At 42.5% G+C, this 12,725-nt stretch carries 10 protein-coding genes; 8 read left to right on the top strand and 2 right to left on the bottom strand.

The window, feature by feature from the left end; genetic code table 11:
• Positions 1-108 precede the first annotated feature (108 nt).
• The 3 genes from BMW61_RS06835 (at position 109) to BMW61_RS06825 (ending at position 3,744) form a co-directional block, all read left to right on the top strand.
• Complete coding sequence (locus BMW61_RS06835) at positions 109-1,512, top strand: NAD(P)/FAD-dependent oxidoreductase (protein WP_091820526.1); 1,404 nt, start codon at positions 109-111, stop codon at positions 1,510-1,512.
• A gap of 35 nt (positions 1,513-1,547) precedes the next feature.
• A complete protein-coding gene (locus tag BMW61_RS06830) occupies positions 1,548-2,618 on the top strand; it encodes a peptidylprolyl isomerase (protein ID WP_175475118.1) in 1,071 nt (356 codons plus the stop codon).
• Between the two features lie 94 nt (positions 2,619-2,712).
• Positions 2,713-3,744 carry a right-handed parallel beta-helix repeat-containing protein gene (locus BMW61_RS06825; RefSeq protein WP_091820523.1) on the top strand — a complete coding sequence of 344 codons (1,032 nt, stop codon included), beginning with the start codon at positions 2,713-2,715 and terminating at the stop codon, positions 3,742-3,744.
• Positions 3,745-3,849: 105 nt separating this feature from the next.
• On the opposite strand, the gene BMW61_RS06820 is transcribed toward BMW61_RS06825, so the two are convergent.
• Together BMW61_RS06820 and BMW61_RS06815 are read right to left on the bottom strand one after the other, a co-directional pair.
• Positions 3,850-4,503: a helix-turn-helix domain-containing protein gene (locus BMW61_RS06820; RefSeq protein ID WP_022760488.1), complete on the bottom strand. Its 654-nt coding sequence runs from the start codon at positions 4,501-4,503 to the stop codon at positions 3,850-3,852.
• A complete protein-coding gene (locus BMW61_RS06815) occupies positions 4,481-5,155 on the bottom strand; it encodes a DUF3990 domain-containing protein (RefSeq protein ID WP_091820521.1) in 675 nt (224 codons plus the stop codon). Before BMW61_RS06815 ends, BMW61_RS06820 begins: the two co-directional genes overlap by 23 nt.
• A 286-nt stretch (positions 5,156-5,441) precedes the next feature.
• Here BMW61_RS06815 and htpG point away from each other — a divergent pair, with 286 nt between their 5' ends.
• From htpG to BMW61_RS06790, 5 genes are all read left to right on the top strand, one after another.
• Positions 5,442-7,562: a molecular chaperone HtpG gene (htpG, locus tag BMW61_RS06810; protein ID WP_022760490.1), complete on the top strand. Its 2,121-nt coding sequence runs from the start codon at positions 5,442-5,444 to the stop codon at positions 7,560-7,562.
• A 243-nt stretch (positions 7,563-7,805) separates the two neighbouring features.
• Positions 7,806-8,504: an ABC transporter ATP-binding protein gene (locus BMW61_RS06805; RefSeq protein WP_091820518.1), complete on the top strand. Its 699-nt coding sequence runs from the start codon at positions 7,806-7,808 to the stop codon at positions 8,502-8,504.
• Positions 8,505-8,546: 42 nt separating this feature from the next.
• Positions 8,547-10,124 (top strand): efflux RND transporter periplasmic adaptor subunit, encoded by a 1,578-nt coding sequence (locus BMW61_RS06800; RefSeq protein WP_026498479.1) that lies wholly within the window; start codon positions 8,547-8,549, stop codon positions 10,122-10,124.
• Positions 10,124-11,338: an ABC transporter permease gene (locus BMW61_RS06795; RefSeq protein WP_026498480.1), complete on the top strand. Its 1,215-nt coding sequence runs from the start codon at positions 10,124-10,126 to the stop codon at positions 11,336-11,338. Before BMW61_RS06800 ends, BMW61_RS06795 begins: the two co-directional genes overlap by 1 nt.
• Positions 11,339-11,393: 55 nt before the next feature.
• Positions 11,394-12,611 carry an ABC transporter permease gene (locus BMW61_RS06790; RefSeq protein ID WP_091820516.1) on the top strand — a complete coding sequence of 406 codons (1,218 nt, stop codon included), beginning with the start codon at positions 11,394-11,396 and terminating at the stop codon, positions 12,609-12,611.
• The last annotated feature ends 114 nt before the right edge of the window (positions 12,612-12,725 follow it).

The raw sequence follows: 12,725 nt of genomic DNA, 5'->3' as shown, positions 1-12,725 counted from the left end.
CTGCTACAGTTTTGTGGCAGCCATTCTTATCCCTATGCCTTCCCCCACTGGAGGAAGGTGTCAGCGTTAGCTGACGGATGAGGGGAATGTATTTTAGAAAGGTTTTTTATGACAAACAAAGAAGTAGACGTACTCATAATTGGTGCGGGGCCCGGCGGAATTTTCTGCGCTTACGAGCTCATTGAAAAGCGCCCGGATTTAAAAGTAATGATTATTGAAAAGGGCAGATCCATTGAAAAAAGAGAGTGCCCCAAAAGAAAAACAGGAAAGTGTATGGGATGCAAACCCTGCTCTATAACCACAGGCTTCGCCGGAGCAGGTGCTTTTTCCGATGGAAAATTATCTCTTTCACCTGATGTAGGTGGAACGCTTCCCGACATTCTTGGTTATGACGAGGCAACGGCTCTCATCAAGGAATCTGATGACATATATCTGAAATTCGGTGCAGATAAGAGTGTATACGGCATAGATAAGGCTGAGGAGATTCGCGAGATCAGAAGGAAGGCGATCAATGCCAACCTTAAACTCGTAGAGTGTCCCATCAGACATCTCGGCACCGAGGAAGGCTATAAGATTTATAAGAAGCTCCAGGAGCACCTTGAGGAAAAAGGCGTGGAGCTTGTGTTCAATACAATGGTTGAAGAGATCCTTGTGGAAGACGGCATTGCTACCGGTGTAAAGACTCATGACGGCACAGTTGTAAATGCAAAGGAAATCGTATCGGCAGTTGGACGTGAGGGCGCTGACTGGTTTCATTCAGTGTGCGATAAGATCGGCATTGAGACCAAGCCCGGAACGGTTGATGTGGGCGTCCGCGTCGAAGTCAGAGATGAGGTTATGCAATTTTTGAATGAAAATCTGTATGAGGCTAAGCTCATCTTTCACACACCTACCTTTGATGACAAAGTCAGAACCTTCTGTACCAATCCTTCCGGAGAGGTTGCGACTGAGTATTATGAGGGCGGACTTGCGGTAGTAAACGGACATGCTTATAAGAGCAGTGATTACAAGACAGACAATACCAACTTTGCTCTGCTTGTTTCCAAGAATTTCACCAAGCCCTTCAAGACTCCTATTGAATACGGAAGGAAAATTGCGGAGCTTGCAAATATGCTTTGCGACGGCAAAATTCTTGTTCAGACTTACGGAGATTTCAGAAGAGGCAGAAGAACAACCGATGAGAGACTTGCAAGAAACAACCTGATTCCCACACTTAAGGATGCGGTTCCCGGAGACCTTTCTCTTGTTTTCCCGCATAGAATCATGGTTGACCTTGATGAGATGATTCAGGCGCTTGATAAGGTTACTCCCGGAATTGCCTCCGAAGAGACACTTCTTTACGGTGTTGAGGTTAAGTTCTACTCCAACAAGGTAATCGTGAACAAGGACTTTGAGACCAGCATCAGTCACCTTCGTGCAATCGGTGACGGAGCAGGAATAACCAGAGGCCTTCAGCAGGCTAGTGCTAACGGACTTAAAGTGGCAAGGAGTATTCTTAATAAACTTAAATGATGCGAAAAGTCGTGACCGGAGATAACAGAAACTTTATGAAAAACAGAATATACAGAATCCGGAAAACTGCTGTGGCAATTGCGATGGCTGCGGCTATGACCTTTTCACTGACAGGATGCGCTGCCCTTGATAATACCAGAGTTGTATTTACCACAGGTTTTAAGGAAAATGAGCTCTTCAGAATAGAGGACAAATCCTGCCTGGAGTCTGAGTTTTTGGTGTACCTTTATAATTCTCAGAAGACTTATGAAAAAGGCTTTGGCAGTGAAATCTGGAATGTGAACATAGGCGATGGCAGCATGGAGAGCTATGTTAAGGACAAGTGCCTTGTCGCAATATCCCAGGTAAAAGCGATGAATCTTCTTGCTGTGGAGAAAGGGATTGAACTCACGGAATCCGAAATCAGTACTGCAGCAGTGGCCGCTTCCGAGTATTTATCTTTACTCAGCGATGATGAAAAGAAGATGATGGGAGATATAGACGAAGCGACTTTGACGGCGATGTACACAGAGTATGCCACCGCGGATAAGCTCTATAACTACATTATAAGAGACATCAATCCCGAGATAAGTGACGACGAAGCCAGAACCATTACGGTTGAGCAGATAGTGCTTAATACCTGGAAGCATGATTCCAAGGGAGATAAAATTCCGCTCGAGGGCGCTGAGAAGGAAGCGGTCAGAAACACCGCACTTCAGATACAAAGAGAACTGGGAGAGGGAACCGACTTCAGTGTACTCATGGAAAAATATAATGAGGCTGAGGAGGGAACTGTTTCCATAGGTAAGGGTGATGTGGATTCCGAAATTGAGACTGCAGCGTTTAACCTTGATAACGGAGAGATAAGCGGGGTAATTGAAGCTCAGGATTCATACGTTATATTGAAATGTATAAGTACCTTCAACAGGGAAGAAACAGAGGCCAACAAGGTAAGGATTGTTGAGGAGAGAAAGCGGGAAGTATTTGGACAGCAGTATGATGCTTTTGCATCGGATCTTTCAAAGATACTTAACCAGGGCTTGTACGATAAAATTCATATAGCAGAAACATCCGATGGCAGTGGCAGCGATTTTTTCGATATCTATCGCAAACATTTTTCTGAATGAAACGTATATTAAATTTCATAATTATTTAAGAGGCGCATTATTTGCGCCTCTGTTAATATTATAATAACAACGTTATTTCCTAAGGAGGTTTCTTATGAGGGTTAGAACGAAATTTGTATCTTTGGTAATGGCGGCAGTTGTTGCGGTTCCTATGCTTGCGGTATCTATACCTGCAGGAGAGGTTAAGGCGGAAAACACTTATAAGCTTTCTGATTATGGAATCAAGCCTGATGATAACAAGTCTGATACGGCTGATATTAATAACTTTATCTCCGAAACAATTGGATCCGGTGGTGGGACTATTGTTTTTGACTCCGGAACATATGACATAAATATTTTGGATTTCGACGGCTATGGTGTTGGAATTAATATTACTAAGCCAAACATATCATTCCAACTTGCCCAAGGAACGGAACTAAAGGTGAAACCGACTACTATCGGTGAATACTGCGTTATAAGTGTTAAAGCAGATGGATTCAAAATATCTGGCGGGAAGATCACTGGAGATAGATCATCTAATGGAAAGTCCGGAGCTGATGGACATGGCATCGGAGTAATAGATTGTAAGAATGTTACCATCTCTGATATGACAATTTGTAACAACTGGGGAGATGGTATTTATCTTGGATCCATGAACCTTGAGGATAGTCTTTATGGATGTGATGGAGTATCCATTACCAATTGTACGATTTCAAATAACAGAAGAAACAATATAGCTATAGTTGATGCAGATAATGTAACTATAGATAATTGCAAGATTTTGAAGGCCAAGGGTGCTCAACCAAGTTGCGGCATAAATATAGAGCCCAATGCAGTAAATGGAAAAATTCCAGCAGATGAAGTATGTAAGAATATTACTATTAAAAACACCAAAGTAACTTGTGTAAAGCAGGGAACATCTAATTGGTACTTTGCATTTCAAACTATAAAAGACCCATCTAAACCCAAGATGGCGAGTGCTAAAAATGTAAAGATTATAAAATGTAATTTTGGCGGAGATGTAAGCAATTATTCAGGTAAAAAATTCACATTAAAAAATACGAAGATTACCGGAACTTTTTATGATAATAAAAATATGAAAACAAAAGTGAAGAAGTGTAAGATAAAAAAATACTATAAATACTAAAATTACAGGTTGTTCCCGGATGTAAGCCTAAAAACTTATATCCGGGAACTTTTTTTAGTAATTAAATGATAGAAATGAATATTCAGTTGATAACCTGGTAGAAATTCACTTTTCCATTAAGTCCTCAGGTCTACACTTCAATACTCTTGCCATAGAGAGGACCTTTTCTGCTGAGGCTTTATTTATATCCTTATCGCGTATCTCGTATTGCTGAAGGGTTCGCAGGTTCACACCGGAAGCATCCGCCAGAGCTTTTTGGGACAAACCTATGAGTTTTCTGTATGCCTGGATTCGTGTTACTGTTTTGCTTGCAACGGAAAATGAGACATTTTCTATCAAAAGCAATGCGTGGTCGTCTGAGGTGGTATGGCCTGTGTTATATAGTTTTGCCAGCTTCTCGTAATTTAGGGATTCAAATATTCTGGCAAAACTGATATTTTTCTTCCATTGATAGTAGGCAAGAATGTATCCGCACCAGTAATCCACCCCGGTATCGAAGCGAATAAGAGGCTCAGGCCAGGTTCTGTCAGAGAATCCGCAGGTCTCCAAAACTCTGTGATGAAGCTCAGTGCCGGACATTCCGCTGACAACCATGGGATCGCCCTTTTCAAAACGTTCAGCAAAGCCGCTGATAATCATCATCTGAAAAAAATCGTCAGGCTTGATATCGGGAGTTGCTTCAACCAAGTATTCTACAAGCTCGCCAAGATTACTCATGGCATCATGTAAATATAACTCAGAGTATGCGCAGCTGTTCATCGCTTATTCCTTTCTGTATAATTTCATTTAAATAGATACCTTCAGTTTGTTCCTTTCCCAACAATTTCTGATATGATTCTCTGGCGTCAGCATCGCGCTTTATACGCTTTGGCGCGTATATAAGTCCGTTGACAGGTGCGGCTTCCCAAAAGGTGATGCTGTCGAATGCTCTTTTGCTCATTAGCACAACCTGCTTGCCAAGATCACCATATTTCATGGCATATGAGAGCGGCTCTAGCGTTATGGTATTACTGAGGAATGCTCTCGAGAAAGAAAAGTAGGAGTCATCAGCCCTATAGCCGATGATAACATCAGCAGATTTTGTATTGGGAAGATAATTATCAAGTATATATTCCGCGCCTCTTTTTTCTATAGGACTTGAATATCTTATTTTTCTATTGGCAAGCAAAATGGCGAGCCAGTTTAAAATATGAAAATCAGGACTCAGCAATCGCAGGATCTTAAGACCTTCAGTATTGAGACGATATGTGTTTAAGAATCCTCCTTTATCAGTTATTGCTGCCCATTCCCTGGCGAGCTCAGGATCTTCTGCACAGTAAAAGCCTCTGCCATAGTCATTGTCATCTCTCCCATAGCCGAAAACAGGCTTATTTACAACTTGCACAGAACCGTGATATATAGTCATCTCCATAAAAATAATCTCCTAAAACCACAAAAGTACTTCTGTAGAAGTATATAATAATTATACTTCCGTAGCAGTATATTATGCAATATACACCTTCAATTCGTGAATTAACCGTTTATTAGCACTCACTTCAATTGAGTGCTAATTTTTTATTGACTTTTGTCTCTCACAGTCTTAAACTCATATTTGTGGGTATTCTATATTTAGTAGAACACGCCGCAATAATATTTTAATAAAAAACGCGGAGGGGCCGGTTTTCATCCCGCTTCGCGATAGTAATGGAGGCACTACAATGGAGAAAAAAGGTAATCTTTCAATCAACTCAGAGAATATGTTCCCTATTATCAAGAAGTGGTTATATTCAGATCACGACATATTCTATCGTGAGGTTATTTCCAACGCATGTGACGCGATCACAAAGATCAAGAAGATGGACATGATGGGAGAGTATACACTTCCCGATGGCTTTAAACCCCGTGTTGACGTTGTTCTTAACGATAAGGATAAGACAATAAAGATTATTGATAACGGTATCGGTATGACAGCTGAAGAGGTTGAAGAGTACATCAACCAGGTAGCTTTTTCAGGTGCTACAGACTTCCTTAACAAGTACAAGGATAAGGCAAATGCAGACCAGATTATCGGACACTTTGGACTTGGTTTCTACTCAACCTTCATGGTATCTGATTATGTTGAGATCGATACTCGTTCATATAAGGAAGATGCGGCTTCAGTACACTGGACCTGCGACGGCGGTTCAGACTTCGAGATGAAGGATGGAGATAAGGAGGACGTAGGTACAGTTATTACTCTTCACCTTTCAGATGACTGCCTTGAGTTCTGCAATGAGTACAAGGCTCGAGAAGTAATCGAGAAATACTGCTCATTCATGCCTTATGAGATTTACCTTTCAAGAGAGAACGAGGAAGGCACAGAGACCATCAAGGAATCCGAGAAGCGCGATGATGATGTTGTAATCGAAGTCATCGAGCCTGAGAAGAAGGAAGAAGCTAAAGATGGCGAGACTTCAGAGGAGAAAAAGGAAGAGGAGAAGAAACTCAAGATCAAGAGGAGACCTCAGCTCCTTAATGATACACATCCTCTCTGGGGAAAGACTCCCAAGGATTGCACCGATGATGAGTACAAGGAATTCTACAGAAAGGTGTTCCGCGATTACAAGGAGCCTCTTTTCTGGATTCACCTTAACATGGACTATCCTTTCAACTTAAAGGGTATCCTCTACTTCCCTAAGATCAACATGGAGTTCGAGTCAGCTGAGGGCGTAATCAAGCTTTACAATAACCAGGTATTCATCGCTGACAATATCAAGGAAGTAATCCCTGAGTACTTGATGCTCCTTAAGGGTGTTATCGATTGCCCTGATCTGCCTCTTAATGTTTCAAGAAGTGCACTTCAGAACGACGGTTTTGTAAAGAAGATTTCAGACTACATCTCCAAGAAGGTAGCTGAGAAGCTTGCAGGTCTCTGCAAGACAGATAAGGAAAACTATGATAAGTACTGGGAGGACATTTCTCCTTTCATCAAGTATGGCTGCCTCAAGGACGACAAGTTCTGCGAGAAGATGAATGACTACATCCTCTTCAAGAACCTTGATGGAAAATATCTCACACTTCCCGAAGCACTCCAGATCAACAAGGAGGCTGAGGAGGCTGCCGCAGCTGAGGAAGCTAAGGATGAGAACGGTAATACAGTAGAAGCTGAAGTAGTAGATGAGAATGGCAATACAGTAAGCGGAGACGGAGCTGACAAGGCCGATGACAAGAAAGACGAGGAAAAGGAACCCCGCACCATTTACTATGTAACAGACGAACAGCAGCAGAGCCAGTACATCAACATGTTCAAGGCTCAGAAGATGGATGCATTCATCTTAAATCACAACATAGATGTGCCTTTTATTCAGCAGCTTGAGTCCAAGAATCAGGACATCAGATTCCAGAGAATCGATGCTGATCTTACAGATACCTTTAAGAGCAGAACATCCAAGAAGGCTGAGAAAGAATTCGAGGAGATCGAGAAGAACATCGGCGAGAAGATGAAGAAGGCTCTTAAGAACGAACAGCTTGTTGTTAAGGTTGAAAAGCTCAAGGATAAGAAGATTTCTTCAATGCTCACTGTATCTGAGGATACCCGCCGTATGCAGGATATGATGAAGATGTATGCAGCAAACGGAATGATGATGGGCGACTTTGGTATGGGCGGCCAGACTCTTATCCTCAATGCTAACCATCCTCTTGTTAAATATGTTATGGACAACGAGGACGGTGAGAACGTAAGCACAATCTGCGAGCAGCTCTATGACCTTGCCCGCATCCAGAATGCACCTCTCGACGCTGAGTCCATGACTAAGTTCGTTCAGAGAAGTAATGATATCATGATGCTTCTTGCTAAGTAATTATTTCTCATATTTTGGGAAAATATTTTTAAGTGTAAAACAGACCGAAATAAGTGTACATTTCGGTCTGTATTTATATATATGATAAATTTACCCTTGAAATCAGGAAAAAAGATCATTTATTTTTTAATAAATGAAGATACAATAGAAGTTGTTTCGTTATATACTATGGTAGATGGTTTATTTTAACCTTGCTATGTAAAAAGTTTTTTGAACAGTCCAATTAAGCAAAGGGGAGGAGTAATGCCTGCGTTAGTTGAGGTACGGGATATATGCAAGATTTATAATCCCGGGGAGAATGAAGTCAGGGCTCTTGATCATGTGAGCCTTACAATAGAAGAAGGGGAATTCGTGGCCATAATCGGTCAATCCGGTTCCGGAAAATCTACACTGATGAATATGCTTGGGTGTCTTGATACACCTACAAGTGGGAGATATCTGCTCCATGGAATGGATGTTTCCCATATGAGTGACGATGAACAGTCAGATGTCAGAAACAGGGAGATAGGATTTATCTTCCAGGGATTTAATCTGATTCAGTCACTTACTGCGCTTGAAAATGTTGAGCTGCCGCTTATGTACAGAGGTGTTTCCAAGAGAAAAAGACGCGAGTTGTCTGTAGCAGCTTTGGAACATGTTGGCCTTGGGAAGCGTATGACGCACAAACCTGCGGAGCTTTCAGGAGGTCAGCAGCAGAGAGTTGCTATAGCAAGGGCGATAGCGCAGGCGCCGCCGATACTTCTTGCGGATGAGCCTACAGGTAACCTTGACAGTGGTTCCAGCAGAGAGATTATTGCTACTATTAAAAATCTGTATGCCGAGGGCAGAACGGTGATACTTATCACCCATGACCCGGGAATTGCGGCACAGGCTAAGAGGATTATAACCATAAGCGACGGAAAAATCGCAAAGGATGAGATAAACGAGAATTTTACTTTGTAACATGAAAGGCTTTGTTTTTAGACTACGAGGAGACAAGTAATTATGAATTTGGTTTTGGGGAAAAAGAAGAATTCAAAGGACACACAGGAAGTAAATGGAGAAGCTAAGGTAGATGCGGCAAAGGATGTAAAGGCAGAAGTTTCGCAGGAAACCAAGACTTATGCTGTGAAAGAAGACACGCCAAGCTATACTCCCGGTAAGAGGAAGGGCTTTGTGAAGTTTATCGTTCTGGGACTTATAGTGCTGATTGTCGGCTGGGTGGTTTTCAATAATATAAAGGCAAAAAATGCTCCTACGCCGGTCACAACTGCTACAGTCGGAAAGGGAGACATCGAAGTCATCGTTTCAATCAGCGGAAATGTTGCATCTGACGAGACAAAGAGCTATTACGCGAAGCTTCAGGCACCGATCGGAACACTTAGTTTGTCGGAAGGTGACAGGGTCAATAAGGGCGATGTTATTTATACCTATGATGAAGCTGATCTTGAAAAGACAAAGAAGCAGGCTGAGCTCAATCTTCAGCAGGCAAACGGCAGCTACAGCGGAAGCATCGAAAAGAACAATAAGGCGACTGATGTTCTTGAAGGAAGAAGCATTCACGATATAAACAATCGTCTTGACGAGATTACAAATGAGATAGATGCAATCAATGACAAGATTACAGAGAAGACTTCCAGAATGAATCAGACTCTGACAGACCTTCAGAAGGTAAGCCAGGACGTTGATCAGAACAGGGTTTCAGACAGCTATGATGCTGCACAGAAAAACGAAGCACCTAATGAGAGAAGAACAGAGGACGGCGAGAGCCAGATGGCACTAGAGATTCAGGATGCCATTTCCGATGTCCAGTATGCGCTGTCAAACGATCCGGAGATTCAGGAGTGGAACAGACAGATAACTGCCCTGAATGAAGAAAAGCAGGATCTTTCCGAGCAGTCATCCGCTGAGATGAGTGCTCTTACTTCAGGTGAAAAGAGCTCACTTGCAGCTCAGAGAGAGCTTGCGGAGCTAGAGAGTACAAATACCATCACTGACATTGAAGAGGCAGAGGGCGGAATTAAAGCTGATTTTTCAGGAGTAGTAACAGAGATTGGTGCAAACGAGGGTTCAACAGTTGCTCCCGGAACCAAAATCATGACTATCGAAAGTACCGATGATGTCAGAGTTGATATCCAGATTTCAAAGTCAGATCTTAGTAAGATCAAGAAGGGACAGAAGGTGGATGTCACGATTAACGGCAATGAGTACGAAGGCGAAGTGACACAGATTTCCGGAACAGCTAAGAATAACGCAAGCGGAGTTCCTGTTGTTGATGGCAAAATTAAGATAAAGAATCCCGATGACAGCATTATTCTCGGAGTAGAAGCAACTAATAAGATTCACACCGAGAAGGCAGAGGGCGTTCTTGTCCTTCCTTATGAGTACATCGGAACTGATTCTGAGGGTGATTTCGTATTTGTTATTGATAACGGAATTCTTAAGAGACAGCCTGTTACTCTGGGACTTACCACCAGTACAGATGCAGAGATAAAGGAAGGTGTCAGCGAGGGTGATACCATCGTTACCACCGATCCCACAACCCTTGTCGAAGGAACCAAAGTCATCGAGATGAGCGAGTAATGGATACATTTTTTGAATATTTAGAAAGTGCCATAAAAAATATTCTTGGCAATAAGATGCGAACAGCTCTTACGATGCTGGGAATCATAATCGGAATTGCTTCGGTCATCGCGGCGCTTACCATAGGAAACGGAATGGCAAGATATGTAGGAAACGAGGTTGATGCTATAGGCGGAAACGTTGCGGATATATATCTTGATATGTCGGTTGCGGACAGGGGATTTAATAACGACGATATAAGAGAAATCAAGGACAACTTCCCCGGGGTCAGTGCGACATTTTATGACAATGAATACGGCGTTTCTTCAGGACCAAGAGGAGCTTATGATACGCTTATCACTGCTGCCGGATCTGATTATCAGAAATCCACACTGACCAAGCTTGAGACGGGAACCTACTTTACCGATGATCAGGTGGATCAGGGAGCAAGAGTCTGCGTCATGATGAAAAATGATGCGGTGCATCTTTTCGGAACAGCCGATGCACTTGGTAAAACTTTTGAATTAACCGTTGGTGGCAGTTCTATCGAGCTGGAGGTTATCGGGATAAGAGAAAACTGGAGTGAGATGATTTCCAAGATGATTGATATGGAAACCGACTCCTATACAGCTATGATTGAGATGCCGCTAACAACCTATGCCAGAGCTTTTGGTAAGGACATCTCTGAATTCCATACTGTCGAGATATATTGGGATAATACTCAGCCCGGTACTATTGTTAAAAGTATTGTTCGCTTTGTTGAGAACAGACTTGGACTTCGCGGACAGGACGCGGTTTATTACATGAGTATGTCAGATGTATCAGGCCAGGTAGACTCTATTATGGGAGCGATAACAGCATTTATTTCACTGGTTGCGGCCATATCCCTTCTGGTCGGCGGTATAGGTGTTATGAATATCATGCTTGTTACTGTGACTGAGAGAACAAGAGAGATAGGTATAAGAAAATCAATCGGTGCAAGAACAAAGGCTATTCTGATCCAGTTCCTGGCTGAATCCGCTATCATCTCCCTGATGGGCGGAATCGTGGGCGTCATCGTTGGAATAGCGGGTGCTTATGTAGGATGCATACTTCTTGATCTTGAACCTGTAATAGACTTCAAAATTGTAATAGGAGCAACGCTCTTTTCTATGATGATAGGAATCTTTTTCGGCATCTATCCGGCAAGAAAAGCAGCAAAACTTAAGCCGATAGACGCACTTGCAAGGAATTGATAGATGCCTTCCCTTGGGGGAAGGTGTCAGCGAAGCTGACGGATGAGGGTAAGAATTGGAATACATAAAAAGCGCATTTTCCAGTATAAAACAGAATAAAGGAAGAACCTTCCTTACCATGCTTGGTATCTTTATCGGTATATCCTCTGTTATAACAATACTTTCAATAGGTAACGGAATGAAGGTCTTTGTCAACAGCAGTCTTGATGAAATTTCAAGCGGCGGAGTAACAATCAATCTTGATCCAAAGAAAACCGACAGATATCTGGAACCGGAAGATCTTGAAAGGATAAAGGATGCCGTTCCTGAGATGCAGGGAATAACAATGACTATCAACTCGGACGGAACCTATAATGATGGTAAGGATGACAGGCAACTTGGAATTACCGGCGGAACTGCTGATATTTCGCATGAAGAGACGAAAGGAATGCATGCCGGAAGATTCTTTAGGGATGACGAGGCGGAAGCCGGAACGGCAGTATGTGTAATTTCTCAGCAGGATGCTCTCCTTTTGTTCAGGACGGATGATGTTGTTGATAAGACATTTACGGTTGACATCGGGGCCAAGAGTGTTGATCTGATGATAGTCGGCGTTGCAAAGAGCAGTGATGAAGACATTGAATCTGCAAAGGAAGCTATAAAGAAAAAAGAAGAGGCATATTATTACTGTTCGATTTATGTACCGTATGCTCTTTTGACCGGAAGATTCGGGCTTGCCGGGGATAAGATTACAAGCTTTAAGATTTATACCAATCCGGGGATGGCGGACGAGACAGCTCTTAAAGTAAAAAGTGTAACCGAAAATATGCTGGAGCTTCGAGGCGAAGGAGCAGTACAGATTCAGTCTTTTGCGAGCATTGCAGGAGCATATACCAGTATTCTTGATGTCGTGACACTTGTAGTTGCTCTTATCGCTGCAATTTCGCTCGTAGTCGGCGGAATCGGCGTTATGAATATCATGACGGTTACGGTTACAGAGAGAACCAGAGAAATCGGAATCAGGAAATCTCTCGGAGCCAGAACCTCATACATTCTGATACAGTTCCTGACAGAGTCTGCGATCATTACACTGATAGGCGGAATGATCGGAATGCTTATGGGCTTTCTGTTTACAAAAATTGCGGAGAATTTCATGTCGTTCCCGCCTGTAATCAGTCCGATGAACGTCCTTATGGTTGTTGCGATTTCGATAGCCGACGGACTGTTCTTTGGAATTTATCCCGCGAGAAGAGCGGCGAAGATGGATCCTATCGAAGCTCTCAGGCAGGAGTGATGTGCGCCATATAACGTACAATTATATATGTAAAAACAAACAGAAGATTTTCGTAAATTAAGTCATCCATACATTCAATTGTATGGGTGGCTTTGTGTTTTTTGTGCTATAATA

Origin of the sequence: Butyrivibrio sp. ob235, from assembly GCF_900109475.1 — a bacterium.
Lineage (GTDB): Bacteria > Bacillota > Clostridia > Lachnospirales > Lachnospiraceae > Butyrivibrio.
The sequence above is the reverse complement of the archived record's forward strand: the minus strand, read 5'-3'. Positions and strand labels throughout refer to the sequence as shown.